Origin of the sequence: Mycobacterium sp. 2YAF39, assembly GCF_052114565.1 — a bacterium.
In the GTDB taxonomy this organism is placed as follows: Bacteria; Actinomycetota; Actinomycetes; order Mycobacteriales; family Mycobacteriaceae; genus Mycobacterium.
The window spans coordinates 123821-145899 of sequence record NZ_JBFREZ010000004.1; the positions used below are offsets into that span (position 1 = coordinate 123821).

Annotated in this window: 9 protein-coding genes; 5 read left to right on the top strand and 4 right to left on the bottom strand. The window is 67.5% G+C overall.

The features are described from left to right. Positions 1–36: 36 nt before the first annotated feature. From AB4Z42_RS13615 to AB4Z42_RS13635, 5 genes are all read left to right on the top strand, one after another. On the top strand, positions 37–1983 hold the full coding sequence (locus AB4Z42_RS13615; RefSeq protein ID WP_442009716.1) for a galactan 5-O-arabinofuranosyltransferase: 1947 nt from the start codon (positions 37–39) through the stop codon (positions 1981–1983). A gap of 11 nt (positions 1984–1994) precedes the next feature. Beyond that, positions 1995–5228, top strand: a complete 3234-nt coding sequence (locus AB4Z42_RS13620; protein ID WP_442009717.1) for an arabinosyltransferase domain-containing protein — start codon at positions 1995–1997, stop codon at positions 5226–5228. A 79-nt stretch (positions 5229–5307) separates the two neighbouring features. Further along, the gene (locus AB4Z42_RS13625) at positions 5308–8580 is read left to right on the top strand and encodes an arabinosyltransferase domain-containing protein (RefSeq protein WP_442009718.1); all 3273 of its coding nucleotides are present in this window, start codon (positions 5308–5310) and stop codon (positions 8578–8580) included. Then, positions 8577–11753: an arabinosyltransferase domain-containing protein gene (locus AB4Z42_RS13630; RefSeq protein ID WP_442009719.1), complete on the top strand. Its 3177-nt coding sequence runs from the start codon at positions 8577–8579 to the stop codon at positions 11751–11753. The genes AB4Z42_RS13625 and AB4Z42_RS13630 overlap by 4 nt, the downstream gene beginning before the upstream one ends. Then, positions 11750–12661 (top strand): MBL fold metallo-hydrolase, encoded by a 912-nt coding sequence (locus AB4Z42_RS13635; protein ID WP_442009720.1) that lies wholly within the window; start codon positions 11750–11752, stop codon positions 12659–12661. Before AB4Z42_RS13630 ends, AB4Z42_RS13635 begins: the two co-directional genes overlap by 4 nt. On the opposite strand, the gene AB4Z42_RS13640 is transcribed toward AB4Z42_RS13635, so the two are convergent. From AB4Z42_RS13640 to pks13, 4 genes are read right to left on the bottom strand one after another with little or no spacing between them, the layout of a single operon-like run. Further along, positions 12658–14070: a serine/threonine-protein kinase gene (locus AB4Z42_RS13640; protein ID WP_442009721.1), complete on the bottom strand. Its 1413-nt coding sequence runs from the start codon at positions 14068–14070 to the stop codon at positions 12658–12660. The genes AB4Z42_RS13635 and AB4Z42_RS13640 overlap by 4 nt on opposite strands. A 31-nt stretch (positions 14071–14101) precedes the next feature. Next, positions 14102–15112, bottom strand: coding sequence for a DUF4331 family protein (locus tag AB4Z42_RS13645; protein ID WP_442009722.1), 1011 nt, complete (start codon positions 15110–15112; stop codon positions 14102–14104). A 17-nt stretch (positions 15113–15129) separates the two neighbouring features. Then, positions 15130–16683 carry an acyl-CoA carboxylase subunit beta gene (locus tag AB4Z42_RS13650; RefSeq protein WP_442009723.1) on the bottom strand — a complete coding sequence of 518 codons (1554 nt, stop codon included), beginning with the start codon at positions 16681–16683 and terminating at the stop codon, positions 15130–15132. Continuing rightward, positions 16680–22070 carry a polyketide synthase Pks13 gene (gene pks13, locus AB4Z42_RS13655; RefSeq protein WP_442009724.1) on the bottom strand — a complete coding sequence of 1797 codons (5391 nt, stop codon included), beginning with the start codon at positions 22068–22070 and terminating at the stop codon, positions 16680–16682. The genes AB4Z42_RS13650 and pks13 overlap by 4 nt, the downstream gene beginning before the upstream one ends. Positions 22071–22079: the final 9 nt, after the last annotated feature.

Here is a 22079-nt window from a genome sequence, read left to right on the forward strand (position 1 = left end):
ACGGGCGAAGCCCAGGGGACGACCGGGGAGTCGATGATGCGGGGCGCACTGGCCACGTCGCCGCGGCGGCGGCGCCATTGGACCACAGTGGGCCAGATGGCGGTGGCGGTCATCATCGCGGTGACCGTGACGGCGGTCTCCCTCGTTGCGATAGCGCGGGTGGAGTGGCCGGCGTACAACTCGTCGAATCAGCTGCACGCACTGACCACCGTCGGCCAATTCGTCTGTCTGGCTGGCCTGTTCGCGTCCGGGCTGATCTGGCGGCGAGGACGCTGCGTCCTGGCACGGATCGCGACGGTGCTGTTCCTGTCCGCCTTCTCGGTGGTAACCCTGGCGATGCCACTGGGCGCGACGAAGCTGTATCTGTTCGGCATCTCCGTCGACCAGCAGTTCCGCACCGAGTACCTCACCCGGCTCGCCGATGGCGCCTCGCTTCACGACATGACCTACTTTGGTCTACCGCCGTTCTATCCGCCCGGCTGGTTCTGGATCGGCGGCCGCATGGCCGCGCTGAGCGGGACACCCGCGTGGGAGATGTTCAAACCCTGGGCGATCATCTCGATCACGGTCGCCATCGTGCTCGCATTCGTGTTGTGGGCCGCCATGATTCGCTTCGAGTACGCGTTGATCGTCACGACGGCCACCGCCGCGGCCACGCTGGCGTACTCACCCGCCGAGCCGTACGCCGCCGTCATCGTCGTGCTGCTGCCGCCCGTCTTCGTGTTGGCGTGGTCGGGGTTGGGTGGCCGCACCCGAAACGGCGGATGGGCGGCCGTCATCGCGACGGGGGTGTTCCTCGGCGTGGCAGCGCTGTTCTACTCGCTGCTTCTCGGCTTCGCCGCGTTCACGCTGGCGATCATGGCGCTCGTTCTCGCCGTCGCTTACCGCAGCGCCGCACCGCTACTGAGACTGCTCGTCATCGCGGTGATCTCCGGAGCCATGTGGCTGATCGGCCTGGGCCCGTGGCTGCTGGCCGCGCTCAAGGACAAGCCCGCCGATTCCGGTACGGCCCAGCACTATCTGCCGTCGGCGGGTGCGCAGCTCGAATTCCCCATGCTGCACTTCACATTGCTCGGCGCGCTCTGCATGATCGGCGCGCTGTGGTTGGTGTGGCGTGCCCGCTCCTCGACGCGTGCCGGCGCGCTGACCGTCGCCGTGGTCGCCGTCTACGCGTGGTCGCTGCTGTCGATGCTCACCACGCTGGTCGGCACCACCCTGTTGTCGTTCCGGCTGCAACCCACGCTGACGGTGCTGTTGGCCGCCGCGGGCGCGTTCGGCTTCATCGAGATCACGTTGGCGATCGCGCAGCGGTACCAACCGGCCGGCGGGCAGGAGCGATGGGCCCCCGAGCGCAGCGCAGGGGACGACCCGGGGATGAGCACAACCGCCAAGCGCGTGGTCGCCGCCGCCGCAGCCCTCGGCACCGTCGGCGCGCTGACGTTCAGCCAGGACATTCCCGATGTGCTGCGGTCCGACATCGTCGTGGCCTATACCGACACCGACGGCGACGGCCAGCGGGCCGATCGCAGGCCACCTGGCGCTGAGCGCTACTACCGCGAGATCGACGAAAAGATCGCCGAGGTGACCGGGCTGCCGCGCAACCAGACCGTCGTCCTCACCGCCGACTACAGCTTCCTGTCGTACTACCCCTACTACGGGTTCCAGGGCCTGACGTCGCACTACGCCAACCCGCTCGCCCAGTTCGAAAAGCGTGCCGAGGTGATCGAGGGCTGGGCGACGCTCACCGACGCCGACCAGTTCGTCGACAGCCTCGATTCGCTGCCGTGGAAGGCCCCGACCGTGTTCCTGATGCGCCGCGGGGCCGACGACACCTATACGTTGCGGCTGGCCTCCGACGTGTACCCCAACCAGCCGAATGTGCGGCGCTACCACGTCGCCCTCGATGAGGCATTGTTCGACGATCCTCGCTTCCAGGTGTCCGACATCGGGCCGTTCGTGCTGGCCATTCGCGTGCCCAATTAAGATCAAGCCCCGTGACCGGAGACGGGGCGACCGGGGCTAACCACCGGACCGCGCGAATCATCGCCATCGTCGCAGGTCTGGTCGGTGCGGCGATGGCGCTCGCCACCCCCCTGCTCCCGGTGACGCAGACCACCGCGACGCTGAACTGGCCCCAGAACGACGTGCTGGCAAGCGTCGACGCCCCGCTCATCGGCTACGTGGCCACCGACCTGACGATCACCGTGCCGTGCAGCGCCGCGGCCGGCCTGGCGGGACCGCCGAATCGGGCCCGCACCGTGTTGCTGTCCACGGTGCCCAAGCAGGCCCCCAAGGCGATCGACCGGGGTCTGCTCATCGAACGGGTCAACAACGACCTGCTCGTCATCGTCCGCAACACCCCTGTCGTCAGCGCACCGCTGGACCAGGTGCTCAGCCCGGCCTGCCAGCGACTCACGTTCACCGCTCAGGCCGACAAGGTGACGGGCGAGTTCGTCGGCCTGGTGCAGGGAAGCTCCAACAACCTTGACGACGATCCGGGCGCACCCCTGCGCGGTGAGCGCGGCGGCTACGACTTCCGCCCCCAGATCGTCGGCGTCTTCACCGATCTTTCCGGTCCGGCACCCCCCGGACTGGAGTTCTCGGCGACGCTGGACACCCGCTACAGCAGCTCTCCGACATGGGCGAAAATGCTGGCCATGATCGTCGGCGTGGCGATGACGGTGATCTCGCTGATCGCCCTTCATCTTCTGGACACCGCCGACGGCAGACGGGTCAAACGTTTTCTGCCGCCGCGATGGTGGTCGCTCAAGCCGCTGGATGGTGTGGTCGCCGCGGTACTGGTGTGGTGGCACTTCGTCGGCGCCAACACCGCGGACGACGGCTACATCCTCACCATGGCGCGGGTATCCGAGCACGCCGGATACATGGCGAACTACTACCGCTGGTTCGGCACCCCCGAGGCGCCGTTCGGCTGGTACTACGACCTGCTGGCGTTGTGGGCGCATGTCAGCACCACCAGCGTGTGGATGCGGCTGCCGACCCTCGCGATGGCGCTTGCGTGCTGGTGGGTGATCAGTCGCGAGGTTCTGCCGCGCCTGGGCCAGGCCGTGAAGACCAGCCAGGCCGCGGCGTGGACCGCGGCGGGGTTGTTCCTCGCGTTCTGGCTGCCGCTGAACAACGGGCTGCGTCCAGAGCCCATCATCGCGCTCGGCATCCTGCTCACCTGGTGCTCGGTGGAACGCGGGGTGGCCACCAGCCGGTTGCTTCCGGTCGCGATCGCCATCATCATCGGAGCGCTCACGCTGTTCTCCGGGCCTACAGGCATCGCCGCGGTCGGCGCGCTGCTGGTCGCCGTCGGTCCTTTGAAAACCATTGTGGCCGCGCATACTTCGCGATTCGGGTACCTCGCTCTGCTCGCCCCGATCCTCGCGGCGGCCACGGTGACGATCATCTTGATCTTCCGCGATCAGACCTTGATCGGCGAACTGCAGGCCAACACGTTCAAGTCGGCCGTGGGCCCGAGCCTGAGCTGGTTCGACGAGCACATCCGATACGAGCGGCTGTTCACCACCAGTCCCGACGGCTCGGTGGCCCGCAGGTTCGCGGTGCTCACCCTGCTTCTGACCCTTGCGGTCTCGGTGGCGATGTCCCTGCGCAAGTACCGGATTCCCGGCACCGCACTCGGACCCAGCCGCCGCATCATCGGCATCACGGTCATCTCGTTCCTGGCGCTGATGTTCACCCCGACCAAGTGGACCCACCACTTCGGCGTGTTCGCCGGGCTCGCCGGATCGCTCGGCGCGTTGGCCGCGGTCGCCGTCACCGCGGTGGCGATGCGCTCGCGCCGTAACCGGGCCGTGTTCGCCGCGGCTGTGCTGTTCGTGATGGCGCTGTCGTTCGCGACCGTCAACGGGTGGTGGTACGTCTCCAACTTCGGCGTGCCGTGGAGCAACCAGTTCCCGGAGTGGAAGTTCGGTTTCACCACAGGGCTACTTGGACTTTCGCTCGTCGCGCTGCTGCTCGCGGCGTGGTTCCATTTCTCCGGACGCGATGTGTCGCCGCCGGGTCCGCCGACTCGATGGCAGCGTATTGTGCAGTCCCCGTTGGCAATTGCGACGTGGGTGCTTGTGATATTCGAGGTGCTGTCGCTGACCCTGGCGATGATCGACCAGTATCCGGCCTGGAGTGTCGGGCGGTCCAATCTCGAGGCCGTGGCCGGCAAGACCTGCGGTATGGCCTCCAACGTGCTCGTCGAACAGGACCCGAACGGGGCCGTACTGAAGCCCGTCGACAGTCCCGTCGGAGACGCGCTCGGCGCGGTCACCGCAGAGGGCTTCGGGCCCAACGGAATTCCAACCGACGTGTCGGCCGACGAGGTGGCGAGCGGACCAGGCACCGCCACCAACTTCGCCGACACACCCGAGGCCGACGACACCGCGGGCGAGGCCGGCACCGAGGGCGGCACCACCGCCGCGGCGGGCGTCAACGGTTCCCGGGCCCGCCTGCCCTACGGCCTCGACCCGGCGACCACACCGGTGATGGGCAGCTGGCGCGCAGGCACCCAGCAGCCGGCCGTCCTGCGCTCGGCGTGGTACCGGCTGCCGCCACGCGATGAGGCGGGGCCGCTGATGGTGGTCGCCGCCGCCGGACGTTTCGATCCTGGCGAGGTCACCCTGCAGTGGGCCGACGACGCACAGGCGGCCGCCGATGCGCCCGGCGGTGGCGTCGGGTTCGCCGACGTCGGCGCGGTGCCCGCATGGCGCAACCTGCGCGCTCCGATGGCCGCCATCCCGGACTCCGCCACCCAGGTGCGGCTCGTCGCGACCGACGACGATCTCAATCCGCAACACTGGATCGCCCTCACCCCGCCCCGCATCCCGAAACTGCGCACCCTGCAGGACGTCGTCGGCACCCAGGATCCGGTGTTGCTGGACTGGCTCGTCGGCCTGGCGTTCCCGTGCCAGCGCCCATACGGCCATCAGTACGGCGTCGCGGAGGTGCCGAAGTGGCGCATCCTGCCCGACCGCTTCGGCGCCGAGGCCAATTCACCCGTGATGGACTACCTGGGCGGCGGACCGCTGGGCATCACCGAACTGCTGGTGCGGGCCATCACTGTGCCGAGCTATCTGAAGAACGACTGGTTCCGCGACTGGGGTGCGCTGCAGCAGCTCACGCCGTGGTACCCGAACGCGCAGCCGGCGAGGCTGGAACTGGGATCGGCGACGCGCAGCGGGCTGTGGAGCCCGACACCGCTGCGGTTGTCCTGACGACCGCGAATTACTCGACCCCCTTCACCCGGCCCCGCATCGTCGGCGGCGACAGCGCCGTGGAATACCATCGAGCCTCGTGCCACGCGACGAACAAGAGCGGACCCACCGGTTCGCACGCATCGTCGCCGTCGTGGCAGGCATCGCAGGGGTGCTGCTGTGCGGGCTGGTTCCCCTTCTGCCGGTCAAGCAGACCACCGCCTCCATCCTGTGGCCTCAGGCGTCGGGTCCCGACGGTCTGATCACCGACATCACCGCGCCGCTGGTGTCGGGTGCACCGCTGGCCCTCGACATCTCGATTCCCTGCCAGGCGGTTGCCACCCTGCCCCCGGCGGGCGGGCTGGTGGTGTCGACGGTGCCACCGAGCGGTATCGACGCCAGCCGTAACGGCATGTTCGTGCGTGCCACCGCCGACGTCGTGGTGGTGGCGGTGCGCGATTCCGTCGCCGCGGTCGCGCCGCGGGCCGCCGTCGAATCCGGCGCGTGCAGCACATTGCACCTCTGGGCCAACCCCGGCGAGGTCGGTGCCGACTTCGTCGGCATCCCCGGTGCGGCAGGCACCCTCTCAGCTGAGAAGAAGCCGCAGGTCGCCGGCGTCTTCACCGATCTGAAGGTGGCGGCGCAGACGGGCCTGTCCGGCCGCATCGACATCGACACCCGCTTCATCACCACGCCGAGCGCCCTCAAGCTGGCCGTGATGGTGCTCGGGGTGGCCTCCGTCATCGCCTCGATGGTGGCGATGGCCCTGCTGGACCGCCGGGGCGGGAGGCGCATCGCGCACGCGTGGCGGCGACTCTGGCGGGTGGGATTCGCCACGTGGCTTGCCGACATCGGCGTCGTCGGGACGCTGCTGCTGTGGCACATCATCGGCGCCCTTTCGTCGGACGACGGCTACAACCTCACCATCGCAAGGGTGTCCGCCGACGCCGGCTACACCGCGAACTACTACCGCTTCTTCGGCACCACCGAGGCCCCGTTCGACTGGTATCAATCCGTGCTCGCACATTTCGCGGCGATCAGCACCGCCAGCGTCTGGATGCGCATTCCGGCGACCCTTGCCGGTATCGGCGCCTGGTTGATCCTGAGCCGCTGGGTGCTGCCCCGGCTCGGCAAGAGGCTCGCGGCCAATCGCGTCACCGTCTGGACGGCGGCAGCGGTGTTCCTGGCGGCGTGGCTGCCGTTCAACAACGGTCTGCGCCCCGAACCGCTGATCGCCTTCGGCGTCATCGCCGCGTGGGCACTCGTCGAATACGCGATCGGCACCCGGCGCCTGCTGCCCTATGCGTTCGCCATCGTGGTGGCGGCGTTCTCGGTGACGCTGGCGCCGCAAGGCCTGATCGCGGTGGCGCCGCTGCTCGTCGGTGCGCGAGCGGTGGCAGGGATCATCCGCAGCCGTCGCGCGGTCGACGGTCTGATCGCCCCGCTGGCCACCCTGTTCGCTTCGGTGGCACTGATCTTCGTCATCGTGTTCCGTGACCAGACCCTGGCCACCGTCGCGGAGTCGGCCCGCATCAAATACGTTGTCGGCCCGACCATCGCCTGGTATCAGGACTTCCTGCGCTACTACTTCCTCACCGTCGAGGACAGCGTCGACTCGTCGATGACGCGTCGCTTCGCGGTGCTTGTCCTTCTGCTGTGTCTGTTCGGCATGCTGACCGTCCTCTTGCGCCGCAGCTCGGTGCCCGGCATGGCGCGGGGGCCGGTGTGGCGGCTGATCGGTACGACCGCCATCGGCCTTCTGCTTCTCACGTTCACGCCGACGAAGTGGGCCGTGCAGTTCGGTGCGTTCGCCGCGCTGGCAGGTGCGCTCGGCGCGGCCACCGCTTTCTCGTTCGCCAGGGTCGGGCTGCACAGCAGGCGCAACGTCGCGCTGTATGTGACCGCGCTGCTCTTCGTATTAGCTTGGGCGACATCGGGTATCAACGGCTGGTTCTACGTCGGCAACTACGGGGTGCCGTGGTTCGACAAGCAGCCGGTGATCGCCGGGTTCCCCGTCCTGACCATCTTCCTGGTGCTCGCGATACTGACGGGCCTGCTCGCCGGCTGGTTGCACTTCCGCATGGACTACGCCGGTCACACCGAGGTCGCCGACACCGGCCGCAACCGCGCACTTGCGTCGACGCCGCTTCTGGTGGTCGCGGTCATCATGGTCGTGCTCGAGGTCGGTTCGCTGGCCAAGGGAGCCGCGCAGCGCTATCCCGTGTACACCACCGCCAAAGCCAACGCCAGCGCGCTCATGTCGGGCCTGTCCTCCGCCAGCTGCTCGATGGCCGATGACGTACTCGTCGAAGCGGACACCAATGCCGGTATGCTGCAACCGGTTCCGGGACAGCGGATCGGCGAGTACGGACCGCTCGGCGGCGAGGATCCGGTCGGGTTCACCCCGAACGGCGTCAGCGACACCCTCGAGCCCGCCGAGCCCGTCACCGCCAATCCCGGCCTGGTGAACTCCGACGGCTCCCCCAACGAACCGAACGTCGGTATCGGTTTCGCGGCGGGCACCGGCGGCGGCTACGGACCCGTCGGCGTCAACGGATCGAACGCCTTCCTGCCGTTCGGCCTCGACCCCAAGCGCACGCCCGTGATGGGTAGCTACGACGAGAACACCGTTGCGGCGAAGGTCACGTCGGCGTGGTATCAACTGCCGCCGCGGACTCCCGACCGGCCGCTGGTGACGGTCGCCGCCGCGGGCGCCATCTGGTACTTCGAAGAGGACGGCTCCTTCAACTACGGCCAGTCGCTGAAACTGCAGTGGGGTGTGCAGCGACCCGACGGCAGCTACCAGGCGCTCGGCGAGGTGCAGCCCATCGACATCTTCCCCCAAAAGGCCTGGCGCAACTTGCGTTTCCCGCTTGCGTGGGCGCCGCCGGAGGCCAACGTCGCGCGCATCGTCGCCGACGACCCCAACCTGTCCACCGACCAGTGGTTCGCGTTCACCCCGCCTCGGGTGCCCGTGCTCGAGACCGCGCAACAACTGCTCGGGTCGCAGACGCCGGTGATGCTCGACATCGCGACCGCGGCGAACTTCCCCTGCCAGCGGCCGTTCTCCGAACATCTTGGCGTCGCCGAGTTGCCCGAGTACCGCATCCAGCCCAACTTCAAGCAGATGGTGTCGTCGTCGAACATGTGGCAGTCGGCGCAGGACGGAGGCCCGTTCCTGTTCATCCAGGCGTTGCTCCGCACGACCGCGGTCCCGAGCTATCTGCGTGACGACTGGTACCGCGACTGGGGTTCGATCGAGCGCTACGACCGGGTGGTGCCGTCGTCGCGGGCACCCGACGCCGACATCGAACAGGGCACCAAGCGCGTGTTCGGGTGGAGCCGCAACGGACCGATCAGGGCCCTGCCATGACGCGCGAGACAAGGGTGGCCCGCTGGGTGGCCACGATCGCCGGCCTGATCGGCTTCGTGCTCTCGGTCGCGACGCCGCTGCTGCCGGTGGTGCAGACCACCGCGACGCTGAACTGGCCGCAGGCCGGGCAGATGAACAACGTGACGTCACCGCTGATCTCGCTGACACCGGTGTCGATGACGGCGACCGTGCCCTGCGAGGTCATCCGGTCGATGCCCCCGTCGGGCGGGATGGTGCTCGGCACCGCACCCAAGAACGGCAAGCAGGCCGCACTGCAATCGCTGTTCGTCACCGTGACCGCGCAGCGGGTCGACATCACCGACCGCAACGTCGTCGTCGCCAGCGTGCAGCGCGCGCGGGTGATGTCCCCCGACTGCCAGCGCATCGAGATCACCTCCTCGGAGGCGGGTACGTTCGCGAACTTCGTCGGGCTGCGCAAACCCGACGGCACCGACCAGTACACCGGCTTCACGGACCCCAATCTGCGGCCCGAGATCGTCGGCGTCTTCACCGACCTGACCGGCCCGGCGCCGCCGGGGCTGTCGGTGTCGGCGGTCATCGACACCCGATTCACCACGTCCCCAACGGCTTTGAAGCTGTCGGCGATGGTGCTGGCGATGATCGCCACGGTCATCGCCCTGGTCGCGCTGTGGCGTCTGGACCAGGTCGACGGCAGGCGGATGCAGCGCGTCATACCGTCGCGGTGGCGGACGCTCAGCTCCACCGATGTGGTGGTGGTCGGCAGCTTCCTGCTGTGGCACATCATCGGCGCGAACTCATCCGACGACGGCTATCAGCTCCAGATGGCACGCATCGCGGGCCATGCCGGCTACATGTCGAACTACTTCCGGTGGTTCGGCAGTCCCGAGGATCCGTTCGGCTGGTACTACAACCTGCTCGCGCTGATGACCAGCGTCAGCGATTCCAGCATCTGGATCCGGCTGCCCGACCTGGTGTGCGGAATCGTGTGCTGGCTCTTGCTGTCCCGCGAGGTGTTGCCGCGGCTGGGACCGGCGGTGGCGTCGAGCCGGGCGGCGGTGTGGGCAGCCGGCCTGGTTCTGCTGGCCGCCTGGATGCCGTTCAACAACGGCCTGCGGCCCGAGGGGCAGATCGCCACCGGCGCGCTCATCACCTACGTGCTGATCGAACGTGCCATCGCCTCGGGACGGATGACACCCGCGGCTCTCGCCACGTTGACCGCCGCGTTCACCCTCGGCATCCAGCCGACGGGACTCATCGCCGTCGCTGCGTTGCTCGCAGGCGGCAGACCGATCCTGCGGATCCTGGTGCGCAGGCATCGTCTCGTCGGTACCTGGCCGCTGGTGGCGCCGATGCTGGCGGCGGGAACGGTGATCCTGACGGTGGTCTTCGCCGACCAGACCATCGCAACGGTCTTGGAGGCCACCAGAGTCCGCACCGCCATCGGGCCCGCGCAGGAGTGGTGGACCGAGAACCTGCGCTACTACTACCTGATCTTGCCGACCGTCGACGGGTCGCTGTCGCGGCGCTTCGGGTTCCTCATGACCGCGCTGGCACTGTTCGCGTCGTTGTTCATCCTGTTGCGGCGCAAGCGCGTGCCCGGTGTGGCGCGCGGGCCCGCGTGGCGGCTGATCGGCACGATCTTCGGCACGATCTTCTTCCTGCAGTTCGCGCCCACCAAGTGGGTGCACCACTTCGGCCTCTTCGCCGCCGTCGGCGCGGCGATGGCGGCGCTGGCCACCGTGCTCGTCTCGAGAACGGTGCTGCGCTCCTCGCGTAACCGGATGGCGGTCGTGTCGGCCGTATTGTTCCTTCTCGCAATGTGTTTCGCGACCACCAACGGGTGGTGGTACGTGTCCAGTTACGGCGTCCCGTTCAACAACGCGATGCCGAAGATCGGTCCCGTCACCGTCAGCACGATCTTCTTCGCACTGTTCGCCCTCGCGGCGATCTGGGCGACCTACCTGCACTTCGCCGACCGTCGCTGGGGTGAGGATCGCGTGACGCGGGCCATCACGGCCGCACCGATTCCGGTTGCGGCGGGATTCATGGTGCTCGTGTTCGTGGGGTCGATGCTGACCGGCGTGGTCCGCCAGTACCCGACGTACTCCAACGCGTGGTCCAACCTGCGCGCCTTCACCGGCGGCTGCGGTCTAGCCGACGACGTTCTGGTGGAACCCAACCCGAACGACGGCTACCTGAAGGCGCTGCCCGGTGACTTCGGTCCCCTTGGGCCGCTTGGCGGTGTCGGTCCCACCGGGTTCACACCCAACGGTGTGCCGGAAAAGATTGTCGCCGAGACGATCCGGATGAATCTGCCCATGCCGGGCACCGACTACGACTGGGATCAGCCGATCAAACGCAAGACACCGGGCGTCAACGGCTCGAAGGTTCCGCTGCCGTACGGCCTCGACCCCGCAAAGGTTCCGTTGGCGGGCAGCTACGTCCAGGGGCCACAGCAAGAGAGCCGGCTGACATCCGCGTGGTATGAACTGCCGCCCCGCGAGGATGCGCACCCCCTTGTGGTGGTCACGGCTGCCGGCACCATCACCGGCGACAGCGTGTTCAACGCGCGGACCGACGGTCAGACGGTCGAGTTGGAGTACGCGCTTGCCGGACCGGACGGCGCTCCCGTACCCGGGGGCCGGCTGGTGCCCTACGACCTCGGGCCTGCCCCGTCGTGGCGCAATCTGCGTTTCCCCCGCGATCAGATTCCCGCCGATGCGGTCGCGGTACGCGTTGTGGCCGAGGATGTTTCGCTCACACCGGGCGACTGGATCGCGGTCACCCCGCCGCGGGTGCCGGAGTTGCGGTCGGTGCAGGAATTCGTGGGATCGGATCAGCCCGTCCTGATGGACTGGGCGGTGGGGATGGCGTTCCCGTGTCAGCAGCCGATGCTGCACGCCAACGGTGTCACCGAGATCCCCAAGTTCCGGATCACGCCGGACTACAACGCCAAGCGCAAGGACACCGACACCTGGGAGGACGGCCTCAACGGCGGTCTGCTCGGCATCAGCGACCTGCTGCTGCGCGCGCATGTGATGGCGACGTACCTGTCGAAGGACTGGGGCAGGGACTGGGGTTCGCTGCGCAAGTTCGACACGATCGTGGACGCCCAGGTGGGACAGCTCGATCTCGGCACCGCCACCCGCAGCGGGCTGTACTCACCCGGACACATCCGGATCAAGCCATGACGTCAGACCGCATCCGGCTGGGCGACGCCACGCTCACGCGGATCATCGAAACCCAGGTCGACAACCTGCCAGTCGAGATTTTTCCCCATACGCCGCCCGACGCCTGGCGCGCAGACAGCGAGTTCAAGCCGACCTACTGGAACGACGACGGCTGGCGCATCGCCATGCAGATCTGGGTCATCGAGGTGGACGGACTGACGGTGCTCATCGACACGGGTGCGGGTAACGACAAGTCCCGGCCCCGGATGGCGGCGCTGGACCATCTGCAGACCGACTTCCTCGACGAGCTGGGCCGCGCGGGCTTCGACCCCGCCGATATCGACGTCGTCGTGAACACCCACCTGCATTTCGACCACGTCGGCTGGAACACCGTGCACGCGGGCGAGGGGTGGGCACCGACATTCTTCAACGCTCGCTACGTGATCCCCGAACCCGACTACCTGCACTTCTGCCCCGACGGCCCGGCGCAGACCTCGACGCCGCAGTCGGCCGAAGACGAAGCGGTGCAGCAGCATGTGCGAACGGTGTTCGCAGACAGCGTGTCTCCCTTGGAGGGTCAGATCGAGTTGTGGGCCGGCGACAATCAGATCAGCAGGTCACTGTGGGTGCGGCCGGCGCCGGGTCACACGCCGGGGGCCTGCGTGGTCTGGCTGGACGCGGGCAAGCCGGCCGTCTTCGTCGGCGACCTGACCCATTGCCCCATGCAGTTGAGCCGACCGAACGATCCGTGTGCGTGGGACGAGGACTTCGAGGCGGCGGCGGCGACACGCAAACAAGTGCTCACCGAGGCGTCCCGGCGCGGCGCCGCGGTGATTCCCGCGCACTATCCCGGCCACGGCGGTGCGACGGTCGTCGCACGCGAGGACGGTTTCATGGTCGACGAATGGCTGGAGTTCCCAGCGATCTAGGGGGACGGCGTCGCAGACGCGTTGCCTTCGAGAATGTCGCTGTGGCAGTCGACATGCGACTGCCCGGTCTGCTCCATGCAGACGAGCACGGGTGCCTGACTCTCCGTGGGAAGCGCCGGATCGTCGGGGCCGGGAGTGACTGTGGGACTGGAGATCTCACCGGGATACGTCGACCATATCGTGGTGTCGGTCGCCGACAGATGTGCGCAATACGCCGGTGCACCGGTCTCGGTGAGACCGGCTTGCCCCAGCGTTGCGCAGTTCGCGCCAACGACCACCACCGGCAGGGCGACGGTCCCCGACGGCGCGGGCGCAGGCGCCGAGGTGGTCGGCGGCGGCTTGGCCTCTGCCGGACGATCCCGGTCCTGCGCGAACACCACGAAAGCGATTGCGGCAACGGCGATCACCACCGCGGCGATGGCCGCAGGCAGGAGAAGCCGGCGCCGAGGGCCGGGCTCGGATCGGGAATGTCGCGGGCCCGACGGCGACGGCGCGGACATCGTCGGCTCCGATTGACCGATATCGTCCACCACCGGGCCGGTCCAATTCAGGCCGGAGCCGGAGATCGTGGCGTCGGTCCGATGGGCCAGCGCGCGGGCGAAATCGATGCAGCGCTCATACCGAGCGTGCGGTGACTTCGCCAGTGCCTTGGTGAAAGCCGTTCCGAGATTGGACAATTCGGGCCGTCGGGTGCCGATCGCCGGCGGATCTCCCGTCAGGTGCTGGCTGATGACGACCGCCGGATTGGTGTGCTGGAAGGGCGGGTTTCCGGTCAGCAGCTGGAAAGCCGTCGCCGCCAGCGCATACTGGTCGGCCCGGCCGTCGACGCTTTCGCCCATGAGTTGCTCCGGCGCGGAGTAGGCGACGGTGCCGACGGTCATGTTGGTACCGGTCAGGTTGGTCGTGTCGCCGATGCGCCTTGCGATCCCGAAATCGGCCAGCATGATTCGCTCGTTCGCAGTGCCCGGGTTGGCCAAGAGAATGTTCGCCGGCTTGACGTCGCGGTGGAGCAGGCCGCGATCGTGGGCGTAGTCGAGTGCGTCGGCGACGGCGGTGACGATGCGCACGACGTCATCGGGCGGCATGCCGTCCGGATAGCTCTGCGCGAGAAGACGGTGCGCGTCGGTGCCCTCGACGTAGTCCATCGAGATCCACAGCTGGCCGTCGACGTCGCCACGATCGTGGACCTCGACGATGTGCTGGTGCCACAGCGTGGCCGCGATATCGGCCTCCCGGTTGAAGCGCTCCCGGTACTCACTGTCGGCGCAGACGGTGGTCGAGAGCACCTTGAGCGCGTCGTAACGCGGCAGCCGGGGATGCTTGGCCAGGTACACCTCGCCCATGCCACCGGCGCCGAGTGAGCGCACGATGGTGTACCCGGCGATCTCCTGTCCGTCCGCGAGCGGCATGGCCGAATAGTAGTGGTCCGGACCTAAGACCTCAGTGCGGAGTGCCCAGGTAGGGGAACTCGGCCAGGGTGTCCGTGTGCGGACTCAATCCGCTGGGCGGGCATTCGTCTTTGGTCAGGAAGGCCAGCCGATAATCGATGACGTCGTCGGTGAACACCCGCCCGTTCGGGTACTTCGCCGGTTTGGCGGGGTCGAACGTCAGCATGTCGGGCAGCGTGCCTTCGCGGTCGATCGCGGCGATCGCCTGCTCACGCGTGTAACCGCCCGTGTGGCCCATCAGGTGGACGAACTGCTCGATCCAGCGCTCGCGGTCGCGCACCGGTTCACTGGCGTTGTACTCGAGCTTGGTGTCGTCGGTGTTGAAGAAACTGCTCACCGACGGGTGCCCGGCCCGGTCGACGTGGTCGAGCTTTCCGTCGACGCGAAGACTGCACCGGCCCCAGATCCGGATGTCGGGAGCGGGCCGCAGGTAACTGGTCGGCAGTTCCAGAACGGTGGAGAACACGTTGGCGGTGGTGTTGGAATCCTGGCCGGTCCACGGCGACTTGCCGCCGAGTTCCGCAAGGTGGGGTGCGGTGAAGTTGCGCGTTCCCGAAATGTCGAACAGATTCTTGATGCCGTCGAAGTCGAAGAAGAACGCGTCGCTGCGTGCACCGGCGAAGAAGGTGAAGCCGCCCGACTCGTGTACATCGGGAGTCTTGCCGAACGACACTTCCACGGCGTCGAAGATCTTCTCGCCGACGGCTTCTGGCTCCTTTGCCTCGTCGCCGTGGGCGAGGTAGACGTCCACGGTCTGCCTGCCGCCCTGCGGAGTGGAGAAGACGTAGCTGAACGCGATGTCGTTCTGCAGATCGCCGTCGTTGTCGATGGCGAGGCGGTAGATGGCGTCGGGATGCAGGGCGTCGGCATTCGGATTCGCGTTGAGAATCAGAACCGTCCGCGTGGAATCCGCCGGCGATTGAAAGGCGTAGAGATCGCATAGATCGAGTCGTTGATCGCCGAGAGGCGGTCCCAGACTCAGGCCTGTGAAGTGGTTGGACACAAGCCGATCATTCCCGATCAGATCGGGGTCAGACCATGCTTTCGCTGCACGCGATCCCACTTCTGCTTGTCGCGCAGCAACCGCAACGACTTACGCAGCAACAAGCGGGTTTCGTGCGGCTGGATCACCGCGTCGATGTACCCGCGCTCGGCGGCGATCCACGGTGTCGCCATATTGAGGTTGTAACCCTCGATGAAGTCGGCACGGATCTTCTGCACCTCCGGCGCTTTGGGATCCGGGAACCGCTTGACCAACAACTGCGCCGCACCCTCGGCGCCGATCACCGCGATGCGCGCCGTCGGCCACGCGAAGTTCAGGTCGGCGGCCAGCTGCTTGGACCCCATCACCGCGTACCCACCGCCGTACGCCTTTCGGACGATTACCGTCATCTTCGGCACATCGGCCTCCACCAGCGCGTTGAAGAACCGGCCGCCGCGCTTGATGATGCCGCCCTTCTCCTGCTCGACACCGGGGAGCGCACCCGGGGTGTCGACCACGAAAACCAAAGGCGTGTTGTAGGAGTCGCAGAATCGGATGAACGCCGTTGCCTTGTCCGAGGCTTCGTTGTCGATCGCGCCTGCCAGGAACATGGGCTGGTTGGCGATCACGCCGACGGGACGTCCGTCGATCCGGGCGAACGCCGTGATCATCGCCTGCCCACGTTGGGCGCCGACTTCGAAAACGTCGCCGTCGTCGAAGATCCGCAGCAGGATCTCGTGCATGTCGTAGGCCATGTTGTCGCTGTCCGGCACGATCGAGTCGAGCTCGTAGTCATGCGGCGTCAGCTCCGGTTCGAGACCGGGATTGACGATCGGCGGGTCGTCAAAAGTGTTGGAGGGCAGGAAGCTGAGGTAGTCGCGGACGTAGGCGAACGCCGCCTCCTCAGACTCGACCACCTGGTGGATGTTCCCGTAACGCGCCTGATTGTCGGCGCCGCCCAGTTCGTCGAGCGTGACGTCCTCTCCGGTCACGTCCTTGATGACGTCGGGACCGGTGATGAACATGTAGCCCTGGTCGCGGACCGCCACCACCAGGTCGGTCTGGATCGGCGAGTACACCGCGCCGCCCGCACACGCACCGAAGATCAGCGAGATCTCGGGCACCAGCCCGCGCAGCATCTCGTGCCTGCGGCCGAGCTCGGCGTACCACGCCAGCGACGTCACCGCGTCCTGGATACGCGCACCGGCGGAGTCGTTGATGCCGATGATCGGGCAGCCGACCATCGCCACCCACTCCATCAACTTGGCGACCTTGCGGCCGAACATCTCGCCGACCGACCCCTGGAACACCGTCTGGTCGTGGCTGAACACTCCGACCGGCCTGCCGTTGATGGTGCCGTGGCCGGTGACGACGCCGTCGCCGTACAGCGCGTCCGGGTCGCCGGGCGTCTTGGCCAGCGCGCCGACCTCGAGGAAGCTGCCCGGGTCGACCAGCGAGTGGATGCGTGCGCGGGCGCTCGGAATGCCCTTGCGCTCGCGCTTGGCGATGGCCTTCTCGCCACCGGGTTCCTTCGCGAGCTCCAGTTTCACGTGGAGATCGGCCAGCAGTTCCGCAGTGGTCTTGTTGGTCACTTCGCCTGCTTCTCCTGGGACTCGATACGGTTCAGCGCCTCGCTCATATGCGCGCCGACCTTGGCAATGTACGGCTCGTCGATCGCCTGGATGTGCTCACCCCCGATGGGCACCACTTCGAGCTCGGACACGAACTCACCCCAGCCGCCGTCCGGTTTACGCGTGCCGTATGCGGGCTCGAAATAGATCGCGTCGTCGTGGTACCGGTCGGCCATGTACAGCGTCACATGACCGTCGTAGGGCTGGATCTCCGCGAGATCGATCGCCCGCTGGTCCAGATACGACGTGCGCTGGTGCTCGATGATGCCGCCGGGGATCTGCACCCCGCTCTGGCTCACGACATCCAGAATGAACCTCACCTGGCCCTCGTCGTCGAGCGACTCGAGCTCCTCGTACGGGATCTCGGGCACCTCGACGTTGAAGGTCCGCTCCGCGAACCGCGCGTAGCGATCCCAGCGTGCGCGGGTCTCCTCCTTGGTCTGCAGGATCGGTTCGCCGGGACGCACCGCGTCGATGAGGCCGACGAAGCGCACGTCGGCGCCCGCCTGTTTGAGTCCGATCGCGCACGCGTAGGCGAGCACGCCGCCCAGCGACCAGCCCGCCAGCGCGAACGGCCGGTCGCCATTGATCTCCATCAACTTGGGCACGTACTCGCGGGCCCGCTCTTCGATGGATCCCTCGACCCGCTCGATGCCGTACATCGGGGTGCCCGCGGGCAACCGCTTGAGCAGCGGTTCGTACACCACCGTCGACCCGCCCGCGGCGTGGAACACGAACACCGGGACCGCGTCGGACCCTTGCTCGGGGGCGCGCAGGGTCCGCACGAAGCCGTCGACCCTGCCACCCTCGAGGTAGTCACGGACCGTGGTGGCCAGCGCCTCAACGGTTTTCGCGCCGCGCACGTCGTCGACGGTCACGGTGCCCTCGTCGACGCGTTCGGTGAGGCGTTCGGCGATCTTGGCCGCGGTGGCGTCGTCGACATCGGGAAGCTCATTGAAGATGCCGCCCGGCGACCTACCGGTCACGATCGCCCACGTCGCGAACGTCACCCGCTCGGCGGCGTCGCGCGGCGGCACATCCGAGCCCAGCGCCTCGGTCACCGCCTCCTGAGTCAGCACCTTCGACGCTGCGGCCACCGTCGACTGCGACGGTCCGGCCCCGGACGGAGCGGCAGCGGCCGCGACATTCTGCTGCGGGCCAGCCGGATTCGTCGGCGGCGGCGGAATCGCCGGGCCCGACGGGTCTGTCGGCGGCGGTGGGATGTCGGTGGCCGGCGTGGGCGCGGCGGCCTTCTCGGCCAGCGCCGCTTCGAGCTCGGCGACCGTCGTCGCGCCGCCCATCATCTGCGCCTGTTCGGCGGCGATCTCTTCGGCGGTCAGCGTCTTCTGATGCTCGGCGAGCTCGTCGACCTCGTCGCGGTGCTCGATCGCGTACTCGATCAGCTTCTCCACGGCGTACAGGTTGGCGTCGCGCACCGCGGTCAGCTGGATCGGTGGCAGGTCGAAGTCGTACTCGACGCGGTTCTTGATCCGCACCGCCATCAGTGAGTCCAGTCCGAGCTCGATCAGCGGCACCTCCCACGGTAGGTCCTCTGGCTCGTAACCCATCGCGCCGCCGACGATCGCGCCGAGCCGCTGTCCGATGGTCTCGCCGGTGTCCGCCGACCATTTCGCGAAACCCGCCGCGAGGCCCGCGCCCGCGGTGAGGTGGTCCGACAGAATCTCGGCATCGTCGGGCTCTTCCGCGAGCGGCTGCGCCGTCGAGACCTGCTCCGCGACCGTGCCGGCGCCGACCGCGACGGGCAATGAGCCCGTCTGGCCCGAGCGGCTGACCACGGCGTCGTAGACCAGCGTGAACGACTCGTCGATGCGCGCGTGCACCTGCACACTGGCGCCGCCGGGGTGGCGGGTCAGCGTGGTCACCAGCCGGGCGCCCTCACCGGGCACCGCCCGCTGCTCGGAGGCCATCAGCCTGGAGTCCGGAAGAACTTGTGCCGCTGCGGCTTTCACCAGCGCTGCGAGGTCGGGCTGGCCCTTCGGGACGAATTCCCATACGTGCCTGCCGTCGGGCATCGCGACGTGGTTGCCCGGCATCATCACCGAAGCGTCACCGGTGAAGCGGGCGTCGAGCCAGTGCGGCTTGCGCCGGAAGCGGGTCGGCGGGATGTCCGCGTAGTCGCCTCTTTCGAACAGCGTGCGGAAGTCGAGGTCGTGGCCGTACACGAACAGCTGGGCCATGGCCGTGGTCATCGAATCGACCTCGTCCTGCTTACGCGCCAGCGTCGCGATCAGCTGCGCGTCGTACAGCCCGGCGTCGGCGGTGGTCAGGCCCACCTGCATGAGCGCGACCGGATTGGGCGCCAGCTCAAGGAAAGTCGTGTGCCCGTTGTCGACGGCGTTGCGGATGCCATGCGTGAAGTACACGCTGTGCCGCAGACCCTTCTTCCAATAGTCCACACCGTGGATCGGTTCGCCGCCCGGCCGGATGTAGCCGCCCTCGTGCACCGTCGAGAAGTAGCCGATGTTCAGCGGGTGCGGCTCGATGCCCTGCAGCTCCGCTGCCAACTCGCCGAGCAGCGGATCCATCTGCGTGGTGTGGCTGGCGCCCTTGGTCTGGAACTTGCGGGCGAACTTCCCCTCCGATTCCGCGCGCGCGATGATCGCGTCCACCTGCTCGGGCGGACCACCGATGACGGTCTGCGTCGGTGCGGCGTACACACACACCTCGAGGTCCTTGAAGTCGGCGAACACCGTCTCGATCTCGTCGGCGGAGTACTCCACCAACGCCATCAACCGGATGTACTCGCCGAACAGCATCGCCTCGCCCTCACCCATGAGGTGCGCGCGAGAGCAGATCGTCCTGGTGGCGTCGGCCAGCGAAAGGCCGCCGGCGAAGTAGGCCGCCGCCGCCTCACCGAGCGACTGGCCCACCACGGCAGCGGGTTTGGCGCCACTGGCCTTGAGAAGCTCACCCAGCGCGATCTGGATCGCGAAGATCACCGTCTGCGTCGTCTCGATGCCGTAGTCCTGCGCATCGTCGAGGATCAGCTCGACGACGGAGTACCCGAGCTCGTCCTGCACATGGGCGTCGACCTTGTTGATCCACTCGGCGAACGTCTCGTTGCGCAGGTACAGGCTCTTGCCCATCTTGCGGTGCTGGGCGCCGAAACCGGCGAGCACCCACACGGGCCCGTTGGTGACGGGACCGTCCGCGCTGAACACACTGGGGTGCTGTTTACCTTCGGCCACCGCACGCAGGCCCTTGATCGCCTCGTCGTGATCGTGGGCCAGCACGACCGCACGGGAGCGGCCGTGATTGCGGCGCGACAACGCACGGCCGATCGACTCCAGCGACGACGCACGCCCCTGCGGACTGTCGATCCAATCGGCCAACTCGGAGGCGGTCGCCTTCTTACGCGATGTCAGGAATCCCGAGACCGCCAGCGGCACAAAAAGAGTGGGCTGTTCGCCGGATTCGAGCTCCTCGCGGGCGACCTCCAGCAGACGCTTGGCCTCGTCGGTGAGGCCCGGCAGCTCCGATTCGCCGTCGTCCGCGGCGACGTGCGCAGGCTCATCTGCCTCGTCGTCGTCGAAGCCCGATTCTCTTCGCGCAAGCGGCTCATCGATGAACTCGCCGTACTCGTCCATCCGCACACCGCCGACGTACGTGGCTGTGGCTTCGGAAGATCCTGCGGAGTCGTCCTTTTCGACCTGTTTCTCGGATTCGGGTTCGACGAGATCCGACGGCAGCACCTCACGCAGCACGAGGTGAGCGTTGGCGCCACCGAAGCCGAAGCCGGAGACACCGCTGATGGCGTGGCCGCTGTAGCGGGGCCAATCGGTGACGGTGTCGGCGACCTTCAGCCGCACCGCCTCGAAATCGATGTAGGGGTTCGGGCCGCTGTAGTTGATGGACGGCGGAATCTTGTCGTTCTTCAACGCCAGCGCCATCTTGGCCAGGCTGGCCGCGCCTGCCGCCGACTCGAGGTGTCCCACATTGGATTTCACGGCGCCGAGTAAGGCGGGCTTGTCGGCGGGCCTGCCGCGACCGACCACTCGGCCGAGCGCGTCGGCCTCGATCGGGTCGCCGAGGATGGTGCCGGTGCCGTGCGCCTCGATGTAGTCGACGTCGCGCGGATTGATGCCCGCGTCCTTGTACGCCGTGCGCAGCACCTCGGCCTGGGCGTCCGGGTTCGGCGCCAGCATGCCGTTGGACCGGCCGTCGTGATTGACGGCACTGCCCGCGACGACCGCGTAAATGTCGTCACCGTCGCGGCGGGCGTCGGCGAGTCGCTTGAACACCAGCATGCCGCCGCCCTCGGAACGCGCGTAGCCATCGGCGTCCTGCGAGAACGATTTGATCAGGCCGTCGGGTGCGAGCACACCGCCGACCTCGTCGAACCCGATCGTCACCAGCGGTGTGATCAGCGCGTTCACGCCGCCGACGACGGCGACGTCGGCCTCGCCGGCACGCAGCGCCGCCACACCCTGGTGGGCGGCGACCAGCGAGCTCGAGCACGCGGTGTCGATGGCCATCGACGGCCCGCGGAAGTCGTAGAAGTATGAGACGCGGTTGGCGATGATCGAACTCGTGGTACCGGTGATCGCGTACGGGTGGGCGACCGTCGGGTCCGAGACCGCCAGGAACTGGTAGTCGTTGTTCGACGAACCGATGTAGACGGCGACTTTCTCACCACGCAGGCTGGATGCCGGAATGTGGGCGTCTTCCAGTGCTTCCCAAGTCAATTCGAGCGCCATCCGCTGCTGCGGATCGATGTTGTCGGCTTCCATCTTCGACAGTGCGAAGAACTCGGCGTCGAAACCCTTGATGTCGGAGAGGTATCCGCCGCGGGTGCGCGCCTTGGCCACCCGCTCCGCGATCCGGGGCTCGCAGAGGAATTCCTCCCAGCGGCCCTCCGGCAGATCGCTGATGCCGCTGCGCCCTTCGAGCAGTGCCTGCCACGTCTCCGCTGCGGTGTTCATGTCGCCGGGGAAGCGTGTGGCGATGCCGACGATCGCGATGTCGTCGACATCCCGTGTGCGAGACCAGTCCTCGTCGGCGGATGCATCGTCGAGTTCCGGCTCGCCCTCGACGATGACCGTCGCCAGCGCCTCGATCGTCGGATGCCGGAACGCCATCACGGCCGTGACGGTGACCCCGGTGTAGTCCTCGATATCGCTGGCCATCGCGACGGCGTCGCGGGAGGCCATGCCCAACTCGATGAGCGGCGCGTTCTCGTTGATCGAATCGGGCGACTGACCCGTTGCGGCGGCCACCCAGTTGCGCATCCACTGGCGCAGCTCGGGCACCGAGACGTGGGTGCGTGCACCGGGCCCGGTATCGGAGGTCTCGGACAGCTGCTGCGAATCGTCTTGTGTATCAGCCATATTCAGGTT